The sequence below is a fragment of the Vibrio ichthyoenteri ATCC 700023 genome (assembly GCF_000222605.1).
Lineage (GTDB): Bacteria > Pseudomonadota > Gammaproteobacteria > Enterobacterales > Vibrionaceae > Vibrio > Vibrio ichthyoenteri.
This window is the reverse complement of the sequence record NZ_AFWF01000072.1, coordinates 1-20959: the sequence shown is the minus strand read 5'-3', so window position 1 is coordinate 20959 and position 20959 is coordinate 1. Positions and strand designations below refer to the sequence as shown.

The window sequence follows — 20959 nt, the reverse complement described above, 5'->3', positions numbered from 1 at the left end:
TCGTTACCGCTCTTTATAAAAAGAAACAGAACAACTTATTGGATTATCATCAACGAGTACCCACACAGATTGATAGGTTTATATTGTTAAAGAGCGTTCTTCTTTGTGACTTACATCACTCTGGAAGAGGCGGCCATTCTAGCTAGATAATTCTCAGTGTCAAACACTTTTGTGTTTTATTTTACTTTTAAAAAGTAAACCACTCTAACTACTTCGCCTTTCTTTCTGACCTTGTCGTTTTGGCTTCAAACCCTTATAGAGCCTTGCCTCGTCGACAGGTGGGCATTATAGAGATCATCGTCACATTGGCAAGCGTTAATTTGCAAGAGTTGCAAAAATAACGATTAGATGCGTTTTTTATCGGCAAAGCTCTATTTATTCAGATTTACCCATAAGACACCAACAAATTACTCACAGAGTTATCCACACTCCGTGTTTTTCGAGATCAAAAAAGGCTGCACGATGCAGCCTTTTTACTTCTATATATAGTTAAATTCCGGAGCCGTATTGTTCTCCATCATCTTCATGCAACCCACACTCACGTTTTAAGCCAAAGAAACGCGTTTCTTCTTCTTTCATTCCCGGTTCCCATTTTTTAGTCGTATGGGTATCCCCGACAGAAAGATAGCCTTCTTCTCTTAGAGGGTGATAAGCCAAACCATGTTCTTCTAGATAGTAATGCACATCTTTATTACTCCAGTCGATCACAGGTAAGAACTTGAACACTCCATTTTGGATTGAGAGTATTGGCAAATTTGCTCTGGATTGAGATTGCTCTCTACGCAGCCCTGAGAACCAAGTACCAACTTGCAGATCATCTAGCGCTCGACGCATTGGTTCCACTTTATTCAGCTTATTGTATTTCTCGATACCTTCTATACCCTGCTCCCACAATTTACCGTAAACGGCCTCTTGCCAAACTGGGCTTTGTTTTGCTCGATATACTTTAAGATTGAGATTTAACTGCTTGGTTAATTGCTCAATAAACTGATAGGTCTCGGCAAAGAGATAACCAGTATCTGTCAGCACGATCGGTATATCTGGCTTAGCTTGTGTCACTAGGTGAAGCATTAGTGCTGCTTGAATACCGAAACTAGACGATACAACATGCTGCCCTCCCAGGTTTTCTATCGCCCATGCAACTCTCTGTTGCGCAGTCATCTGCTCTAGTTGATGGTTAATGGAAGAGAGTTGTAGGATTTGCTCTGTTTTCGTCAATGACAATAACGACTGCAGATCGATCTTTTGTTTTGTTAAATCAAGCATGCAGATCCCTCTTAGACACGAAGACTTCTTCTATAATGCCAGCTCGAATGGTGAAATCACCAAAACACTCACCTTCATTACGCTCTTTAGCCCAACGCTCCACCAGCTGATCAATCTCTTCTAAGATCTGTTTATCAGTGATGTTCTCTTTATACATTTTCGGTATACGGGTACCGCCTCGATTACCACCTAAATGTAAGTTGTAACGTCCCGGGGCTTTTCCGACCAATCCAATCTCCGCCAACATCGCGCGACCACAACCATTAGGACAACCTGTTACACGTAAGATAATGTTGTCTTCTTTTGGTAAGCCGTGCTTCGCCAAGATGTCTTCTACATCAGTAACAAATTGCGGTAGAAAACGTTCAGCTTCAGCCATCGCTAAAGGACAGGTAGGGAATGCAACACACGCCATTGAGTTTTTACGCTGCTCACTCACGGTGTCATCCATCAGGCCATGTGCTATCGCTATCTTCTCAATCTTGGCTTTATTTGCTTTAGAGACCCCAGCCACAATTAAGTTTTGATTGGCGGTCATACGGAAATCGCCTTTATGGATCTTGGCAATCTCAGCCATTCCAGTTTTTAGCGGTTTGCCTGGAAAATCGAGTAAACGACCATTCTCGATAAAGAGAGCAAGATGATGCTTTCCGTCAATACCTTCAACCCAACCGATTCGGTCACCACGTTCAGTAAACTCGTAAGGACGACTATCGGAGAACTTAACTTCTGCACGCTTTTCGACTTCCGCTTTAAATACATCAATCCCAACACGATCTAAGGTGTATTTGGTTTTCGCATTTTTACGGTTAGAACGGTTGCCCCAATCACGCTGAGTCGTCACAACTGCCGCGGCAACATCCAAGGTTTTTTCTAATGGTACATACCCAAAGTCATCCGCGCGGCGAGCATAAGTTGAAGTATCACCGTGAGTCATGGCAAGACCACCACCTACCAGCACATTAAAGCCAACCAGTTTGCCGTTTTCAGCAATCGCAACGAAGTTCAAATCGTTAGCGTGAACATCGACATCATTTTGCGGAGGGATAACCACGGTCGTTTTAAACTTACGTGGTAGGTAATGTTTACCTAGGATAGGTTCATCATCCTCTGTGGTTTCCACTTTTTCGCCATCGAGCCAAATTTCCGCATATGCTTTGGTTTTCGGCAGTAAGTGCTCACTGATTTTTTTCGCCCACTCATACGCTTCTTGATGAAGCTCTGATTCTACTGGGTTAGTGGTACATAACACATTTCGGTTTACGTCACCCGCAGTCGCGATTGAATCAATACCAATACTATTAAGCGTTTGGTGCATCAGTTTTACATTTGGCTTTAATACTCCATGAAACTGGAACGTTTGACGTGTGGTCAAACGAATGCTGCCATAGAGAGAATGCTCCGTCGCAAACTTATCGATCGCCAGCCATTGCGTTGGCGTGATGATGCCACCGGGCATACGAGCACGTAGCATGACATTGTGTAACGGTTCTAGTTTTTGTTTCGCGCGTTCGTTGCGGATATCACGGTCATCTTGTTGATACATGCCATGAAACCGAATCAACTGGAAGTTGTCTGCTGTAAAACCGCCCGTTATGCGATCTTGTAAATCCTGCTCAATCGTTCCACGCAGAAAATTACTTTCACGCTTCAATCGTTCGTTGTCAGCCAAAGGGCCCAATACTTCACCGAGTACTTCTTGTTGTTCTTTGCTCATTAGTACACATCCCTTTGGTAACGTTTTTCCTTACGCAGAGTAGTAATAAACTCCTCTGCTTGTTCTTTACTAAGCTTGCCATGCTCTTGCGCTACGGCAATTAATGCTTCATGAACATCTTTCGCCATACGAGTCGCATCACCACAAACATAGAGATAAGCGCCTTCTTCAATCCACTGCCATACTTTCTGACCGTTTTCTAAGATACGCTGTTGAACATAAACTTTGTCTTGCTGGTCACGGCTAAAGGCGACATCAAGTTGAGACAATGCTCCTGACTTGAGGTATTTCTGCCATTCAACTTGGTAAAGGAAATCTTGAGTAAAGGTTCGGTCACCAAAGAACAACCAACTCTTACCTTGCGCATCACGATTATCACGCTCTTGAATAAAACTGCGGAATGGCGCAATACCTGTCCCAGGGCCAATCATGATCACTGGTGTGTTGTCATCTTGAGGTAATTTGAAGTTATTGTTGTTTTCGATAAAGACTTTTACCTCTCCCCCCTCTTCAAGACGATGAGAAAGGTAGCTCGATGCTCCACCAAAGCGAGTCTCTTCACCTTGTGTGTATTCCACTACGCCTACCGTTAGATGAACTTCTTCATCCACTTCCGATTGGGCTGAAGCAATTGAATATAGACGCGGTGTTAGGCGACGCAGCAAACCAACCAATTGTTCTGCGGTGAGTTTGGTTTTCTTTTCTGCCAATACATCAACAATCTGAGTATTACCTGCGTATTCACGTAGTTTGTCCTTATCTTCCACCAGCTTTTGCAGTTTTTTGCTCGCTGATAGTTCAGCAAACTTAGTAACAAATTGCGGATTGGCAGTCGTGATTTCATACTTGGCTACGAGTGCGCTATGAATCGATAAGCTTTCACCATCGACATCGATACTCTCCACGCCCGATAAGCCGACTTTAGCTAATATAGCATTCGCAAGTTCTGCACTGTTTTCATACCAAACACCTAATGCATCGCCTGGTTGATAAGTAATACCAGAACCATCTAGATCAATCTCAATATGACGAACATCTTTACCTGAATCACGACCTGTGATTTTTTGGCTGGTTAACAGCGTTGCTGTATAAGGATTTTGTTTGGTGTATTGAGAATGCCCAGCCGCTTGGCCGACAGGTAGCTGCACAACTTCGGCTTCTGCGCCAGAAGACAGTGCCTCTTTAACCACTTCCAATGCTTTCGCTCGCCATTCTCCGGCTGGCGCTTCGTAATCAACATCGCAGTCAATACGATCGATAAATGGTGTCGCACCTTGTTTGGCAAGGTACTGATCGAAATCTTTACCTGTTTGGCAGAAAAATTCGTAGCTAGAGTCACCTAGGCCAATTACCCCATATTGCAGGTTAGGTAATTTAGGCGCCTTCTTTGATTGAAGAAACTCGTGCAATTCAATGGCATTATCTGGCGCCTCGCCTTCACCGTTGGTTGAAGCGACGATAATAACGTGCGTCTCTTTAGCTAAATTTTTGCCTTTATAGTCACTAGCATCAAAAAGCTGGGTAGCAATACCTTGCGCTTTAGCTTCTTGCTCTAGAGCTTCAGCTACGCCTTTGGCATTACCAGTTTGTGAAGCATAGATAATGACAAGTTTACCCGCAGGCTTGGCTGCAACTGCGGCGGCAGCTTGATTAATTGGCGCAGCAGCGGCAGCAGGTTGCTGATGCTGAGCTAAACCCCAAAAATATCCGCTCACCCAAGCTAATTGCTGTGACGACAAATCCGTCACGGTTTGCTGAAGTTGATTTAGTTGTTGGTCATTCAGTGGGCTAGCGACTGAAGGTAATTCTGGTGTGTTTCCTTGAGAGGACACATTCTTGTTTAAAGACATGGTCTCGACATCCCTATTCATTGCGTGATTATAGATTAACCACTCTTTTTAATAACAAGAAAGAATAGAAGTGAATGTTTTATAACTTTTGGAATTAAAGCATTGAGGATATGGCTGAAATCAGTTCTCGACACGCACCTGATTGAAACCCACCGCCATGGCAGATTTCGAGGCCAAATTGACATCACCATAGTGGCACTCTTCACCGTGCACATCAGTCAGCAAGAGGAATTCGCCATGAGCATGCCTAAACTCCACTACCCAGAATCCTTCTTCAGCCGAAGGCTCGATAATCGCTTCGACCAACTGATTTTCACGATAAAGATTTCTAAGCTCATTGATTGTCATGCTTACTAGCCTTAGTTACAAAAAGTCCTTTTAATCCGTTAAGCATGGCGCATCACACTAAATCTGCTAACAAATCCTCCCTAGTTATAAAAAAAAGATATAAAAAAACGCCGCGTTAAAAGGCGACGTTTTAAAAAATCCACATCAGGCTCAAAAATTATATTCAGCCCCTAAAAAAAAGCCATTAACAAACACATAAGATTCACCCGTTGCAGGAGATTGGGTAGCAAGATCTTCAAATTCCAGATCAATGACACGATAGCCACCACGCAATACCGCATCGCCGGCACTAGTTTTAATTCTGTACTGAACACCCGCAAGCACATCAGCACTCTTAATGCCTTTGCTGTTACCAAAATCAAACTGACCGATGATGTCAAAATTGGTATTAGGAATATAAAGCTCCGCGTAGGCATACCAATTAAAAGTTAACTCATCAAAGTCATACTTAGGCGTGGCAGACTCTTTAGTTCGGTAATGTGTATTGCTGTACTGCGTTAATGTTGCACCGGCATCAAACGTCATTAACTCACGTTCAAGAATTTTGTAGTAAAACGTAAAGTCGTATTTATCAAACCCTGCGTAATCAGTATCTACACTGGTATAGCGAAAACTTGCATTCGGCACATACGCCATATCATGCTCAAAAGAGAAATACAGACTCGGGACGGATACATCATCACGGCGAGTCTCATCGATTTTACTATCACCAAACCACATATCAGCACCAATATCACCGGTAAATGATTGGGCCATTACCGATGTCGATGCCATTGATAATGCGGCCATTAGTGTCAGTGTTACTTTATTCATCGAATGTTTGCTCCTAAGCAGGACAACGTGGTGAGTTATTAATCAGAATACTACCACATTCACTATGCTTCGCTATCTTGAGCAATAAACGTAATGCTTAAAGAACCAAAATCCCAACGCGATCACAATTAACCATGGCAAAATCTTAAATACCGCGCCCAGCATACCAAGCACTACCATTACTAATAGAGCGAAGCCCGCCGCAGCAAAAACGGTCATCATGGTTAAGCCCGTAACCAGCAAAGTTGCAATAAATACCAATACAAAGATTAGCTCAAACATACTGTTTCTCCTGTTGTTTGTAATCGGTATCGCAGGAAGCGTGCCAGTTTCAAAAAATTAATATAAGCAACTAATATATAAGCACAAATAAAAAAGCGCCCTGGTATTCAGGACGCTTTAAAACTTGTGGTGGTATTTTTCGCCACTCAATTGTGGCAATTTTTACACATTCAATTCTTTAGGGATTTTAGCCAATGCCGCCTCAACCACTTCAATACCTGAACCTGGTTTGTGGGCATTTTCGCTAATGTGACGACGCCATTGACGTGCACCCGGCATATTTTGGAACAAGCCCAACATATGGCGAGTAATGTGGCCAAGATAAGCACCGTTTGAAAGTTGTTGCTCAATGTACGGGTACATTTCTTCAACCACTTGCGTGCGTTTCTTAATCGGCTTATCTAGACCAAAAATAAGTTGATCCACTTCCGCTAAGATATATGGATTTTGATACGCTTCGCGCCCAACCATTACGCCATCCAAGTGTTTAAGATGCTCTTGTGTCTCTTGCAGCGTTTTTACTCCACCGTTCACGGCAATCACCAAATGAGCAAAATCTTTTTTCAATTGGTAAGCGCGTGGGTAATCCAATGGTGGGATCTCACGGTTTTCTTTCGGACTTAAACCCGATAGCCATGCTTTACGAGCGTGGATAGTAAATTGCTCACAACCCCCTTTCTCAGAGACTGTCGACACAAAATCCGTTAAGAACTCATACGAATCATGATCATCAATACCAATACGCGTTTTAACGGTTACTGGAATATCAACCACATATTTCATTGCTGCAACACAATCTGCCACCAGCTGAGGTTCTGCCATTAGACATGCACCGAAACGACCATTCTGCACTCGGTCAGATGGACAACCCACATTCAAGTTGATTTCGTCATAGCCACGCTCAGCGGCAAGTTTTGCACACGTCGCAAGATCAGCAGTATTTGAACCACCCAATTGCAGTACAAGTGGATGCTCTTGCTCGTTATATGCAAGGAAATCACCCTTACCGTGAATAATGGCACCCGTTGTCACCATTTCTGTATACAGTTGCGTCTCGCTAGATAATAAGCGATGAAAGTAACGACAATGGCGATCGGTCCAATCAAGCATCGGAGCGATGGAGAACTTGCACGAGTGAGTCATAAATCTGAATTCCAGTCTATTGGCGTAGGTTTTGCGATTAAAATAAGCCGAATATTGTAATCACTTCCAAAGATGCGCGCCAATTTATCTTCGGATGTATCGTTTTTCGAGCAATTTTGATAAGTTAGAACGTTCGACGGTACAACCAGCTTATTCACCTCGATGAGATTTCAAAGTCTCGATGGTTAACTCATTTATACGCGAACAATGCATACTATTGAGCGTTAAATGGTATATTATTAATAAAATCCAATGGTTATGGTGATGGATTTGGATCAAGAGCTAGCAAAACAAATCGAAGAGATTTGTACCGCGAGAGGTGTTCGGCTTACACCTCAAAGAAAAAGAGTGTTTGAACTGATTTGTGCAAGTCCAAAAGCCTCTAGTGCTTATGAACTATTAGAACAGCTAAAAGTCAGTGAACCACAAGCAAAGCCACCTACAGTTTATCGTGCGCTGGACTTTTTATTAGAGCAAGGCTTTATCCATCGAGTCGAGTCAACCAACAGTTTTATTCAATGTTGCTCGTGTAACGCACATAAACATTATTCGCATCTACTAATTTGCGATAAATGTAGTAACGTGATTGAACTGCAAGATGATAGTTTGGTAGCCTTGTTGGCTAGTAACGCAGAGAAATATTGCTTTGAGATTACGAATCATGTGATTGAATCACATGGCATTTGTCAGTCATGTTCTTCTGATAACAAAGAATAAAGATATAGAAGAGTATTATGCGCGCTGAATTTGTAAACCCGTTTTTGGCTTCACTGATGAACGTCCTAAAAACGATGGCTTCGCTAGAGCTGAAGCCGCAAAAGCCTCGTGTAAAGAAAGACGAGATTGCACGTGGTGATGTATCAGGCCTAATCGGGATGGTTGGTCCGCAAACTCGCGGTTCTATGTCGATTACTTTTGATGAAAGTTTAGCGCTTGAAATCATGGAAAACATGTTGGGTGAACGCCCAAATGGCCTCAATGATGAAGTAACGGATATGGTGGGTGAAATCACTAACATGGTTACTGGTGGCGCAAAACGTATTCTTGCCGAAAGTGGTTTTGATTTTGATATGGCAACCCCGATCGTTGTATCAGGTAAAGGACACACCATTCGCCATAAATGCGAAGGGGCGATCATTATCATGCCTTTTACCTCTCAATGGGGTAATGCTTTTATTGAAATCTGTTTCGAATAAGCATTTGGTCACCAATGTTCAAAAAGCTTCCATTAGGAAGCTTTTTTGTTTTCAGGCTTGTCGTACAGCCTCGATAGCTTTGGGAACATGGCAGATCAAATGCAGATTAAATAGCAATTAGCACATAGGTAACCAAACGCTATCTAACCTATCTAATCCCACTATTGAATCACACCTTGTTGTTTGAGCACGGTAATACATTGCTCAACCAATGCTTCAATCGGTAACTCTCCTGCCGGCAGATCTATCTCCGCTTTTAGTGGCGCTTCGTAGTCAGAATCAATACCAGTAAAGTTAGCGATCTCGCCCGCTCGTGCTTTTTTATATAGTCCTTTGGGATCGCGTTGCTCACAAACATCTAAAGACGCATTGACGAACACTTCCAAAAATTCCCCATCAGGAAATAAATCACGCACTAATTGGCGCTCTGCACGATGTGGTGAAATAAAGGCTGACAATACGATGAGTCCTGCATCCACCATCAACTTGGCTAGTTCACCAATGCGGCGAATGTTTTCACGGCGATCTTGATCTGAAAAACCAAGATCACTGCACAAGCCATGTCGGACGTTATCACCATCCAACAAATAAGTATGAAAACCTTGTTCAACCAGCTTATTTTCCAACGCACCAGCAATGGTCGACTTTCCAGCGCCTGATAAACCGGTAAACCACAGCAGCACCGGCTTTTGCTGTTTTAATTTTGCTCGTAGAGCTTTATCAACACTGTGCTGATGCCAAACGATGTTCTCGTCTTTTACTGCCGTATCCGTTGTCATTATTTACATCCTTTAATAAGGGAAGAAGAGCGGGATCAAAGTCAGCACCAGTACCGAATAAACGATCGATAGTGGGATCCCAACTCGTACATAATCCGTTAATTTGTAATTGCCTACGCTGTACACCAGCAAATTGGTTTGATAACCGTAAGGGGAAATAAAGCTCGCACTGGCGCCAAACAATACCGCCATAATAAATGGCATAGGATCAACGCCATAGCCTAAGGCCATACTGTAGCCAATCGGAAATGCCAAGGCGGCAGCGGCATTATTAGTAACAAGCTCAGTAAGAATAAGTGTGAGTAAGTAAGTGGCCACCAGCGCACCAAAAACACCCCAGCCATTAAATGTCTCAATAAAGACCTGACCCAGTTTTACTGACAAGCCCGATGAGAGCATCAGTTGTGCAATTGATAAAGCCGAGCCAACGATCACAACAATATCAATAGGAAAGCGACGACGCAGCTCACCCAGTTGAACGACACCAAAGACCAAACAGGCTAATAGATAGACCAACAACCCTTTGATCAATGGCACCCACTCTAGCAAGGCCAAAGCAATTACCGAGCTAAAACCCAGTAGTACTAAGCTCGACTTTTGAAAATCGAGACGCGCACTCGAATCCAGATCATTGATCAGGACAAACTCTTTACGGTGCGCACGACGCTCAGCTTCAAAACGTTTACCTGGGACAAGAACTAACGTATCACCTGCGTTAAGCGTTACGTTACCTAACCCTCCTTCTAAACGTTCATGACCACGACGAATCGCCACCACTACTGCGTCAAAGCGATCTCTAAAGTGACTGGTTTTTAGCGTTTTATTGCAGAAACTGGCCGATGAACTGACCACCACTTCCATAAAACTTTGCCCATTGAGGTGATGCTGGCCAAATAAGGTCAAACCTTGAATCTCTTGGAGTGTGGCGACACTTTCAATATCACCACAGAACAGCAATCGATCTCTTGCTTCCAGAACAAACTCTGGCTCAACCGAGGGCATGGTTTTGCCATCGCGGATCACCTCAGCAAGAAACAGTTTACGTAGCGCACGCAAATTGTTTTCCGCAATGCTGCGTCCAACTAAGGGCGATCCCGGCTCGACTCGCGCTTCAAGAAAGTAAGGTAAATCATCTTGTGATTGATCGTCGTAATTGGGTAATAAGTAGCTCAACGGGATCAAGATCAACATGCCGCCAAACAATACCGACAAGCCGATCAACGTTGGGGTAAAAAAACCCAAACTTGGTAGCCCAGCATCTTCCACAAAGCTGTTAATGATCAAATTGGTTGAGGTACCGATCAAGGTCAGCGTACCACCAAGAATCGCGGCATAAGAAAGGGGGATAAGTAATTTTGATGGTGCATGTTGCTGGTTACGCTTAATCGCTCCGATAAGAGAAACCACCACCGCTGTATTATTGGTAAAAGAGGATAACAAGGCTGTAGAAATCCCCATTTTTGCCACCACCGATGCTAATCTTCCAGTAGAAAGACTGCGGCTAACCCAACTGATAAGTAAGGTCTTCTCAAGCGCACAGGAGGCTAAAATCAGTAGTACAAGCGTGAGTAAAGAAGAATTAGTAAAGTTCGTCGCAACTTCATTAAGTTCAATTAAACCGGCCATAAAAGCAATAAACGCTGCACCAGCAAAAATAAAGCTTGGTTTAGCACGTGTCACGACTAGGCATACCACGATGCCCAGTAAGATAGCTAACACAAATCCTTGTTGCCACATACCGCTTCCCTACTTCACCCATTCATTGTCTTTATCGGCCATCGAAACCTGCACTTAGCTTTCTTGCTCGGCGCAAGTTTCGACGACTTAATAAATCACTACTCTGTGTGATTATTTAAGTAATTGGCTGATATCTTTTGCTTCCCAATGTGGGAAGTGCTTGCGAACCAACGCGTTGAACTCGACTTCAAAAGCAGAAATATCGCCGCTGTGCAGTTCCACTTGACTCAAGCTTTCTCGTACCAACCCAGCACCCACCGTCACGTTAGTGAGACGATCAATCACCACAAAGCCACCGGTATCTTGGCAATCGGTATAGCTATCCAGTGCTACTGATTCAGTCAGTGTCCACTCACATAAACCAATACCATTGAGAGGTAGTTCGACAGCGCTATGGGTTGAAAGGTTATTGATGTCATATTGATGACGAATCGATTCAACACGACCTACTGTCTTCTTACCGGCGATTTTAATATCGTATTCGCGACCCGGCTGCAGCGCTTGCTCTGTCATCCATACCACGTCTGCCAACAAGTGGTTACTGGATTCAACTTGAGCATTGTCCAATACCAATAAATCACCACGGCTGATATCAATTTCATCTTCGAGCGTTAGCGTAACGGCTTGACCGGCATACGCTGTAGGCAAGTCGCCATCGAAAGTCACAATGCGTGCGACTTTCGATCTCTTACCTGATGGCAGTGCTTGCACGCTATCACCCACATTGACGGTGCCAGAAGCGATGGTGCCAGCGAAACCACGGAAATCGAGGTTTGGTCGGTTGACGTATTGAATTGGGAAGCGAAAATCACCTGCGCCCTTGTCTTGGTCAATATCGACATTTTCCAAGATTTCCAACAACGGCTGACCATCAAACCAGCTCATTTTTGAACTTGGTTCAACCACGTTATCGCCTTCAAGCGCCGAGAGTGGCAAGATCTGGATATTGGTTTCACCGCGTAGGTTCTTGGAAAACTCAAGGTATTCATCGCGGATCTGTTCAAATCGATCTTGTGAGTAATCCACCAGATCCATCTTGTTCACTGCCACAACAAAATGCTTGAGACCTAATAAGTTGGCGATGAATGAATGACGACGGGTTTGATCCAATACCCCTTTACGCGCATCAATCAAGATCACCGCTAGATCACAAGTTGATGCACCCGTGGCCATATTACGTGTGTACTGCTCGTGCCCCGGTGTATCTGAGATAATGAACTTACGCTTTTGGGTAGAGAAATAACGGTAAGCCACATCAATGGTGATGCCTTGTTCACGCTCAGCTTGTAAGCCATCAACCAATAGCGCAAGATCCGGACGCTCGCCCGTGGTTCCTACACGTTGGCTATCATTGTGAACGGCGGCCAATTGATCTTCATAAATTTGCTTTGAGTCATGCAGCAAGCGACCGATCAAAGTACTCTTGCCATCATCGACTGAGCCACACGTTAGAAATCTAAGTAATGACTTATATTGGTGTTGGGTTAGGTATCCTTCAATACCCAGCTCCGCTAATTGCGCTTCTACTGCACTGTTCATGTTCTTTCCTTAGATCCTAATTAGAAGTAGCCTTGGCGTTTTTTCAGCTCCATCGATCCTGACTGATCGTGGTCGATCGCGCGCCCTTGGCGCTCACTCGATGTCGCCACCAACATCTCTTCAATAATACCGGTCAGCGTGTTCGCATCTGATTCAACAGCCCCTGTCAGTGGATAACAGCCAAGCGTACGGAAACGCACGTTCTTTTCTTCTACCACTTCACCCGGTTCAAGCTTCATTCGGTCATCATCAACCATGATCAACATGCCATCACGCTCAACCACAGGACGCTTATCGGCAAGATAGAGCGGCACAATGTCGATATTTTCTAGGTAGATGTATTGCCAGATATCCAACTCAGTCCAGTTTGACAACGGGAAGACTCGGATACTCTCGCCTTTGTTGATTTGACCGTTGTAGGTCTTCCACAATTCAGGACGCTGATTTTTTGGGTCCCACGTATGGTTTTTATCGCGGAACGAATAAACACGCTCTTTGGCTCGAGACTTTTCTTCATCACGTCGCGCACCACCAAAAGCGGCATCAAAGCCATATTTATTCAGTGCTTGTTTTAACCCTTGGGTTTTCATGATGTCAGTATGCTTTGATGAACCATGCTCAAATGGGCTACATCCCATCGCGATGCCTTCTGGGTTCTTATGAACCAAAAGCTCAAAGCCATACTTTTCCGCAGCTTTATCGCGAAAATCGATCATCTCTTTGAATTTCCAATCGGTATCTACGTGCAGCAGTGGAAAAGGAATCTTGCCTGGATAAAAGGCTTTCCTTGCCAAATGCAACATTACCGATGAGTCTTTACCGATTGAGTACATCATTACCGGGTTATCAAACTCTGCCGCGACTTCACGGATGATGTGAATACTCTCGGCTTCTAACTGTTTAAGGTGAGTTAAACGTTCTTGGTCCATGTTGGTGCTTCCTTTGCAGCTCTATGAGCGTTTCGGCTAGTCTTTCGTTATGCGTATTGACGTTGCTGGAGTGATTGATCTTCTTGATTAAACCACTGTAATTTTTCAGATAGCGCGACCACTTCTCCCACCACGATTAAGGATGGGGCTTGAGCGTCTTGCGCTAATTCGGCAAGCTGTGACAGCTGACCTTTAAAGATTTTTTGGCACGATTGAGTACCGCGTTCGATGATCGCAATTGGCGTACTTGATTGGCGCCCATGACGAATTAATTGCTCTTGGATGTAATCGGATTTCATCAATCCCATATAAATCACAAGCGTCTGATTACCACGCGCTAATGTTGACCAATCCATTTCATCGCTTTCTGCTTTCAAATGGCCGGTAATGAACATGGCAGATTGCGCGTGATCACGGTGAGTTAGAGGGATACCAGCATAGGCAGTTGCGCCAGCGGCAGCGGTAATACCAGGGATAACTTGAAAACGGATACCCGCATCGGCAAGCACTTCGAGCTCTTCAGCGCCACGACCAAAGACAAACGGATCGCCGCCTTTAATACGTACAACGCGATGACCTTGCTTGGCAAAATCCACTAACAATTGATTGGTTTTTTCTTGCGGTACACTGTGATGGCCAGCTCGCTTACCGACACAGACTAAAATCGTGTCGTCTGGGATCAGTGCTAAAATGTCATCAGAGACAAGGTAGTCGTAGAGCACCACATCCGCTTGTTGAATAAAATTCAATGCCTTGACCGTCAATAGCTCAGCATCACCAGGGCCTGCACCCACCAGTGCGACTTCTCCGTGACGCAACTGACTTACCGCGCTCAAAACTGGGCGAAGAGGTGTTTCCTGTTTTGCTCTTAAGTGGTTCAGGGGGAACTGAGACACTGTTTCCTTGCTCGCCATATTGCCATCCTTCCATGTGAATAACTGCATTATGGACTTCTAGGCATATTACCTGAAATTCTAAAATTTCATTTTTTATATCAATAACTGATAAGAGAAAAAATGGAACGGTGAAATAAACACCAAAAAATCTGAGAATGTAACGACAGAACCGCATTAAACAGGCGCTCGACGTCACATTTTGAAATGCATCTAGAATCTAGTTACATGACATTTTGTTACATTAGCCGCAGTGAAAATAACGCTATCGGAGCGAAAAAAATGAAAGTAGCAGTGAAACCTTTAACCCTAGCAGTGCTTGGTGGCATGTTGACCATGGCTGGCCCTGCAATGGCAGATACGATCAAACTTCGTATCATTGAAACAACTGATATTCACACTAACGTGATGGATTACGATTACTACAAAGACTCAGCATCTGAGAAAATCGGTCTTACACGTACTGCTACTTTAGTTAAACAAGCTCGCGCTGAAGTTGAAAACAGCGTACTGGTTGATAACGGTGATTTGATCCAAGGTAGCCCAATGGGCGACTACATGGCTGATAAAGGCATTGATGCGGGTGAAGTTCACCCTGTCTACAAGGCAATGAACCAACTAAACTACGATGTGGGCAACATTGGTAACCATGAATTTAACTATGGTTTAGAGTTTCTAGCAGAAACCATCAATGATGCTAACTTCCCTTATGTTAGTGCTAACGTGTTCGATAAAGAAACGGGTAAGCACTATTTCAAACCTTACATCATCAAAACACACACCTTCAAAGATGCCGATGGCGCAGAACACCAAATTAAAGTCGGTTACATCGGTTTCGTACCACCTCAAATCATGATTTGGGATAAGAAGAACTTAGAAGGTAAAGTTTTCGCTAAAGACATTAAAGAGTCTGCAGAAGAGTTGGTACCGCAAATGAAAGCGGAAGGCGCTGACGTTATCGTTGCCATCCCTCACTCAGGTGTTGCTTCTGACCCACACAAATCAGGCGCAGAAAACTCAACTTATTACCTAGCTGACGTAGAAGGCATTGATGCGATTGCTTTTGGTCACTCACACGCGGTATTCCCAGGTAAAGGTTTTGATAACATCCCTGGCGTTGACAATGAAAACGGTACCATTAATGGCGTAGCATCAGTGATGCCAGGTCGTTGGGGTAGCCATGTTGGTGTGATTGATCTGCAATTGGCACAAAAAGATGGCAAATGGCAGGTCGTTGAAGGCAAAGCGGAAGCTCGCCCTATCTATGACGGCATCAACAAGAAATCGTTAGCTAAAGCCGACGAAGGCATGGTTAAAGCACTAGAAGCTGACCACAAAGGTACGCGTGAATTCGTTAACCAGCCAATCGGTAAAGCGAATGACGTAATGTACAGCTTCCTGTCTCTTGTTCAAGACGACCCAACTGTACAAATCGTTAACCTTGCACAACAAGATTACGTTGAACGCTTTATCCAAGGCGACCCTGATTTAGCCGATATTCCTGTGCTTTCTGCTGCTGCTCCATTTAAAGCAGGTGGCCGTAAAGACGATCCATCGGGCTTCACTGAAGTTGAATCTGGTCAGCTAACGTTCCGTAATGCTGCCGATCTTTACCTATACCCAAATACACTGGTTGCATTAAAAATGACCGGTAACGATGTACAAGAGTGGCTAGAATGTTCAGCAGGTCAATTTAACCAAATCGACATCAACAACACGGCGCCTCAATCTCTAATCAACTGGGATAGCTTCCGTACATATAACTTCGATGTGATGGATGGTGTCACTTACCAAATCGATGTCACTCAACCAGCAAAATACGATGGCGACTGTAAAGTTATTAACGCGGATGCCAAGCGTATTGTTGGCCTGACATTCCAAGGTAAGCCAATCAATCCAGATCAAGAGTTCATTGTTGCGACCAACAACTACCGTGCATACAGCAACAAATTTGCCGGTACGGGTAGCGATCACATTGCGTTTGATTCTCCAGATGAAAACCGCTCGGTGGTTGCCGCTTACATCTCTCGCGTAAGTAAAGAGAAAGGCGAAGTAACACCAAGTGCAGATAACAACTGGACATTTGCGCCAATCACGGCAGACAAAGCGCTTGATATTCGCTTTGAAACATCGCCAAGTGAAAAAGCTGCTCAGTTTATTAAAGACAAGGGTCAATACCCAATGAAGCAAGTTGCTACGGATGAAGTGGGCTTTGCTATCTATAAAATTGATCTGCAAAAATAATCACTCATTGCCTACCTTACTGTAGGACAAGAGGTTAGTATCAAAGCCGCTATCATTGCATAGCGGCTTTTTTATTGGCCGCTTTAACACCCTTCACGAGGAAGCTGCATTCATGGACTCACATTTTATTGACTACCTCAGTCAGCATCACTTTTCTAACGATGAAATTAACCAATTAGTTGAATTGGCGAGCCCCCTAGAACTGCCAACACGGCACATTTTAGTCGAGCAAGGCGCAGCAACAGAATCCTTCTACTTTGTATTGGAAGGTCTATGCCATGCCAGCTATTTAACTGAGCACGGAAAGGAGTTTAGTAAAGAGTTCTACTGGGAACAGGATTGGATAATTGGCTTTGAAAGTCTGATCAAACAACAAGGATCACCCTTTTTAATTGAGACTCTCACGCCATGTTTAATTCTTTGCATCCCCATCACCACTTTGAAATCTTGGCGATTAGAACATCACCCCATCTATTTGAAATTGGTGGAAGCGCAGCTAATGCACAAAGAAAACAAGGAGCGCTTTATGCTGCTATATAGCCCAGAAGAACGGTACCAACTTTTTTGCCAACACTTTTCTCAACTTGAACAGCGCCTCGCGGATTATCAAATTGCCGCCTACCTTGGCATCTCCTCAGTGAGCTTGAGCCGCATAAAAAAACGAGCAAACGATGGGTGTTGAGAAATTAACTGAGACAAAAGCCGCCAGACACGCAAAATAACACCTGAAATTAACAAATGTTAATGCCTGAAAAAGATTGCCTTGATATGGTGCGTAAAGACTATAAAGACTAACAACTCGAAGAATTTTATGACTACTTGGAAAGCGTTGCCTTTTTCACAACTCACTAACCACGAGCTTTATCAATTACTAAAACTGCGTGTCGATGTGTTTGTTGTCGAGCAAACCTGCCCTTATCCTGAACTTGATAATAACGATACCTTAGACGGTGTCATTCACTTGTTGGGCTATCAACAGGATGAGTTAGTCGCTTGTGCTCGACTATTACCAAAAGGGGTCACTTATCCCAGTATCAGTATTGGTCGTGTCGCAACCAAACAAAGCGCTCGAGGTGACGGTTTAGGCCACAAACTATTGCAACAAGCGATCACTAAGTGCAGTCAGATTTGGCCAGATCAAACCATCGAAATTGGCGCACAACAACATCTCACCGCTTTTTATCAGCAACATAGCTTTGTACAAACCTCAGAAATGTATCTGGAAGATGGGATTCCACATGTTGATATGAAAAGACGTTACGACGGTAAGCTGATTAAATAATGAATTGGTCGGTAGCCACTGTAGCCGTCACTTTACTGGTTCTGGGCAATCTTGCCGCGTCGTTATCGGATGTCGCGGTAAAAATGCTCGAAGGTGGTATATCGACTTTTCAGTATGTCTTTCTACGCCAACTTTTCTCCGTGCTACTAATCTTCCCTTTGTGGTACCAACAAAGTAAAACCCAGCGTGCGTTAACTGCACCGGCAATTATTAGCATTAGAGCTTTTTTAATCATCATCGGCAGCGGATGCATGATGATAGCAATTACTCACTTACCCTTGGCTACCGCTAACGCCATTTTTTACGCTGCGCCGCTATTAATGCTGCCATTGTCGATTATATTGCTAAAAGAAGTGCCACCTTGGGGCAAGGCGCTATCAACGCTCGTTGGGTTTATCGGTGTACTGATCGTATTGCGTCCATCACAATTTCATTGGGCAGCATATTTTGCGCTAGGAACCGCATTAACCTTAGCCCTATTCAACATATTGGCTAGAAAGCTACCACAGCAACAAACCGTCATAACGACCTTATTTTGGACCTCATTACTGTCATTACCCGTAACGGCCGTATTGGCATATTTAAATTGGCAAACGTTAGAATGGAGACAAGTTGCACTAGTGATGACCAGCGCCGGTTTGATTTTGCTTTACAACGGTTTAGCCGTTAAAGCCTATAAGGCAGCCCCTGCAGGACAAATTGCCTTAGCGGAATATTCGGGATTAGTCTTTATTGTCTTGCTCGGAGCCTGGGGTTTTAATGAAATCCCAGACAGTATCACCGCGATGGGGATTCTATTGATCATTCTGCCGCTATTACCTTACAAAGAGCTAATTCAGCGGCGTACTAAGCGTAAAGAAAACAAGGGTAAGTAGTTACTTACTTCGACCAAACCCACCATCAGATACACGGAAAAACATTACCGATTGCGCAGATTTTTCCAGTTGAATAATATCTAATGAACCGTCTTGAGCCAATTTGAAACGCACCAATTGACCGGCCTTGATCCGGCTGAGCGGCTTATCGCTTCCTTCAACTTTTACTAGTGCATTAAGGTCAGACATAGGTAAGCCATTAGCACGGAACACTTGTGCTAAGGTATCGCCATTTTTCACCGTATACTCTTTCCAATCGTCACTCAGCGTTTGCGGTGATTGAACTTCACCCTGCTCACTGAGACTTTGAGTATTGATATCAATCGCGACACGTTGGGTCACTTCTGGCTGAGGTTCGTCGGTCGACTCAGGGAAAGGCACCACTAATAGGATCAGTACCAAAGGTGTTAACACCATCAAGCCCCGTTGATGTAACTTTGGCAAACGCGCCCACTGGCTAAGAGTGTCATCTTTGATCTTTGCCCAATCAAATTGAGCAAATGTATCTTTTGCCAATTGAATATAATCGACTTGCTGTGGTTTTTTCTTACGGCGATTCATTGAACCTGTCTCCAAACAACTGAGTACCAAGTATAAAAACCTACTCTTCATGAGTATAGGGAATTTCGAGCTTGAAAGTAATGCTGGTGTCAAAACTGACACTTTGTGGCAAGAATTAAGACCTAGCTCTCACTCTAATCGCTCGTCAACAAAGTGTCAGGGCTGACGTTTCCTCGAAGCATGAATACTGGTATCCTTTATGACTTTATATAGCGATGAAAGAGAGACATCATGTCTGAAGTTAAATTTGAAACTGTAGAGCAAAAAGCAAGCTACGGTATTGGTCTACAAATGGGCCAGCAACTAGCAGGTTCTGGTATTGAAGGTCTTAACGTTGATGCAATCGCTGCAGGTATTGCAACAGCACTAACTGGTGACATGCCAGCGATCGAAATCGACGAAATCAACAATGCTCTACAAGAGCTTCACACTCGCGCTGAATCAGCTCGTCAAGAAGCAGCAAAAGCTGCAGCTGCTGACGGTGAAGTATTCCTAACCGACAACGCTCTTCGCCCAGAAGTGACTGTGCTTGAATCTGGTCTTCAGTACGAAATCATCACTGAAGGTACTGGCGAGATCCCAACGTCTGACAAGCAAGTTCGCGTTCACTACCACGGTGAGCTAACTGACGGCACTGTATTTGACAGCTCTGTATCACGCGGTCAACCAGCTGAGTTCCCAGTAACTGGCGTAATCAAAGGTTGGGTTGAAGCACTTCAACTAATGCCTGTAGGTTCTAAGTGGAAACTATACATCCCACAAGATCTTGCATACGGTGAACGTGGCGCTGGCGCTGCAATTCCTCCGTTCGCAGCACTTGTGTTCGAAGTAGAGCTACTAGACATCCTATAATTGAGTTAAAACTTAGTTATCGAAAAAGCGACGCACTGCGTCGCTTTTTTTTAACTAAAATAAAGGGACGAAAAACGTAAAAGGAATATAACAATGAAAAAATGTGCAGCCGCTCTAGCAGTACTACTCTTTACCACCACCGCAAATGCCAGTTCATTTTTAGACTCAGCTACCAGCAAAGACGCGACCGACCTAATAAGCAACGTTAGCGAGAAATACGAGACCGCAGGTCATTCCTTACCGATGACCGATTTACTGACACAAAAACTGAACGTTTCACCTGAACAGGCGCTAACAGGAACCAACGCATTGTTTTCGTTAGCTGAAAATCAATTATCTTCAGGCGACCTTTCAGAACTGGAATCGCTTATCCCTTGGTCATCAAGTATTCCAGATGCACAGAGTCTATTGGGTAATGTCGAAAATATGGATGCAGTAAAAAGTGTGTTTGAAAAAGCAGGCCTTGATCCATCGATGATCAATCAGTTTGTACCTGTGGTTTTGGGTTACCTAGGTGATAGTGGCGCCAGTGAAGGTCTACTCGGCTCACTGGGCGATCTTTGGAACAATGCACAATAGCACTGAAGAGAGAGGGAAGGACGTTCAATTGCTAAATGACAGACAATAAAAAAAGCCGAGCTAATGCTCGGCTT

The 20959-nt window shown here is 44.0% G+C and carries 21 protein-coding genes; 8 read left to right on the top strand and 13 right to left on the bottom strand.

What is annotated here, in order from left to right:
- Positions 1–489 precede the first annotated feature (489 nt).
- The 7 genes from RH85_RS06545 to dusA all read right to left on the bottom strand — a co-directional run bounded on the left by RH85_RS06545 (position 490) and on the right by dusA (position 7419).
- Entirely contained in the window at positions 490–1266 is a 777-nt protein-coding gene (locus RH85_RS06545; protein WP_006711419.1) for a phosphoadenylyl-sulfate reductase, read from the bottom strand.
- Complete coding sequence (cysI, locus tag RH85_RS06540; protein ID WP_006711418.1) at positions 1259–2983, bottom strand: assimilatory sulfite reductase (NADPH) hemoprotein subunit; 1725 nt, start codon at positions 2981–2983, stop codon at positions 1259–1261. Before cysI ends, RH85_RS06545 begins: the two co-directional genes overlap by 8 nt.
- Positions 2983–4833 (bottom strand): assimilatory sulfite reductase (NADPH) flavoprotein subunit, encoded by a 1851-nt coding sequence (locus RH85_RS06535; RefSeq protein ID WP_006711417.1) that lies wholly within the window; start codon positions 4831–4833, stop codon positions 2983–2985. Before RH85_RS06535 ends, cysI begins: the two co-directional genes overlap by 1 nt.
- A gap of 120 nt (positions 4834–4953) precedes the next feature.
- Entirely contained in the window at positions 4954–5181 is a 228-nt protein-coding gene (locus RH85_RS06530) for a hypothetical protein (RefSeq protein WP_006711416.1), read from the bottom strand.
- 150 nt (positions 5182–5331) lie between these two features.
- Positions 5332–5994 (bottom strand): TIGR04219 family outer membrane beta-barrel protein, encoded by a 663-nt coding sequence (locus RH85_RS06525; RefSeq protein WP_006711415.1) that lies wholly within the window; start codon positions 5992–5994, stop codon positions 5332–5334.
- A 72-nt stretch (positions 5995–6066) separates the two neighbouring features.
- Complete coding sequence (pspG, locus tag RH85_RS06520) at positions 6067–6276, bottom strand: envelope stress response protein PspG (protein ID WP_006711414.1); 210 nt, start codon at positions 6274–6276, stop codon at positions 6067–6069.
- Positions 6277–6438: 162 nt separating this feature from the next.
- Positions 6439–7419, bottom strand: a complete 981-nt coding sequence (dusA, locus tag RH85_RS06515; RefSeq protein ID WP_006711413.1) for a tRNA dihydrouridine(20/20a) synthase DusA — start codon at positions 7417–7419, stop codon at positions 6439–6441.
- 258 nt (positions 7420–7677) lie between these two features.
- Here dusA and zur point away from each other — a divergent pair, with 258 nt between their 5' ends.
- Together zur and RH85_RS06505 are read left to right on the top strand one after the other, a co-directional pair.
- The gene (gene zur, locus RH85_RS06510; protein WP_174269568.1) at positions 7678–8136 is read left to right on the top strand and encodes a zinc uptake transcriptional repressor Zur; all 459 of its coding nucleotides are present in this window, start codon (positions 7678–7680) and stop codon (positions 8134–8136) included.
- Positions 8137–8153: 17 nt separating this feature from the next.
- A complete protein-coding gene (locus tag RH85_RS06505; protein ID WP_005597067.1) occupies positions 8154–8615 on the top strand; it encodes a chemotaxis protein CheX in 462 nt (153 codons plus the stop codon).
- A gap of 161 nt (positions 8616–8776) precedes the next feature.
- Here the strand turns inward: RH85_RS06505 and cysC are convergent, their stop codons facing one another.
- The 5 genes from cysC to cobA form a co-directional block, all read right to left on the bottom strand.
- On the bottom strand, positions 8777–9394 hold the full coding sequence (cysC, locus tag RH85_RS06500; RefSeq protein ID WP_006711410.1) for an adenylyl-sulfate kinase: 618 nt from the start codon (positions 9392–9394) through the stop codon (positions 8777–8779).
- Between the two features lie 12 nt (positions 9395–9406).
- Positions 9407–11131: an SLC13 family permease gene (locus RH85_RS06495; RefSeq protein ID WP_006711409.1), complete on the bottom strand. Its 1725-nt coding sequence runs from the start codon at positions 11129–11131 to the stop codon at positions 9407–9409.
- 111 nt (positions 11132–11242) lie between these two features.
- Complete coding sequence (cysN, locus tag RH85_RS06490) at positions 11243–12670, bottom strand: sulfate adenylyltransferase subunit CysN (protein WP_006711408.1); 1428 nt, start codon at positions 12668–12670, stop codon at positions 11243–11245.
- A gap of 20 nt (positions 12671–12690) precedes the next feature.
- Positions 12691–13599, bottom strand: a complete 909-nt coding sequence (gene cysD, locus RH85_RS06485; RefSeq protein WP_005597074.1) for a sulfate adenylyltransferase subunit CysD — start codon at positions 13597–13599, stop codon at positions 12691–12693.
- Between the two features lie 47 nt (positions 13600–13646).
- The gene (gene cobA, locus RH85_RS06480; RefSeq protein WP_005597076.1) at positions 13647–14513 is read right to left on the bottom strand and encodes a uroporphyrinogen-III C-methyltransferase; all 867 of its coding nucleotides are present in this window, start codon (positions 14511–14513) and stop codon (positions 13647–13649) included.
- A gap of 261 nt (positions 14514–14774) precedes the next feature.
- Between cobA and cpdB the strand changes: the two genes are divergently transcribed.
- The 4 genes from cpdB (at position 14775) to RH85_RS06460 (ending at position 18893) form a co-directional block, all read left to right on the top strand.
- Entirely contained in the window at positions 14775–16736 is a 1962-nt protein-coding gene (gene cpdB / locus RH85_RS06475) for a 2',3'-cyclic-nucleotide 2'-phosphodiesterase (RefSeq protein ID WP_006711407.1), read from the top strand.
- Between the two features lie 112 nt (positions 16737–16848).
- Complete coding sequence (locus RH85_RS06470; RefSeq protein ID WP_006711406.1) at positions 16849–17418, top strand: Crp/Fnr family transcriptional regulator; 570 nt, start codon at positions 16849–16851, stop codon at positions 17416–17418.
- A 129-nt stretch (positions 17419–17547) separates the two neighbouring features.
- Positions 17548–18018: a GNAT family N-acetyltransferase gene (locus tag RH85_RS06465; protein ID WP_006711405.1), complete on the top strand. Its 471-nt coding sequence runs from the start codon at positions 17548–17550 to the stop codon at positions 18016–18018.
- Complete coding sequence (locus RH85_RS06460; RefSeq protein ID WP_006711404.1) at positions 18018–18893, top strand: DMT family transporter; 876 nt, start codon at positions 18018–18020, stop codon at positions 18891–18893. The genes RH85_RS06465 and RH85_RS06460 overlap by 1 nt, the downstream gene beginning before the upstream one ends.
- Here RH85_RS06460 and RH85_RS06455 read toward each other — a convergent pair whose 3' ends face one another.
- Positions 18894–19454, bottom strand: coding sequence for a LysM-like peptidoglycan-binding domain-containing protein (locus RH85_RS06455; RefSeq protein ID WP_006711403.1), 561 nt, complete (start codon positions 19452–19454; stop codon positions 18894–18896).
- Between the two features lie 231 nt (positions 19455–19685).
- Between RH85_RS06455 and RH85_RS06450 the strand changes: the two genes are divergently transcribed.
- Positions 19686–20306 (top strand): BamJ family beta-barrel-assembly machinery protein, encoded by a 621-nt coding sequence (locus RH85_RS06450; RefSeq protein WP_005597087.1) that lies wholly within the window; start codon positions 19686–19688, stop codon positions 20304–20306.
- 93 nt (positions 20307–20399) lie between these two features.
- The gene (locus tag RH85_RS06445; protein WP_006711402.1) at positions 20400–20885 is read left to right on the top strand and encodes a DUF2780 domain-containing protein; all 486 of its coding nucleotides are present in this window, start codon (positions 20400–20402) and stop codon (positions 20883–20885) included.
- The last annotated feature ends 74 nt before the right edge of the window (positions 20886–20959 follow it).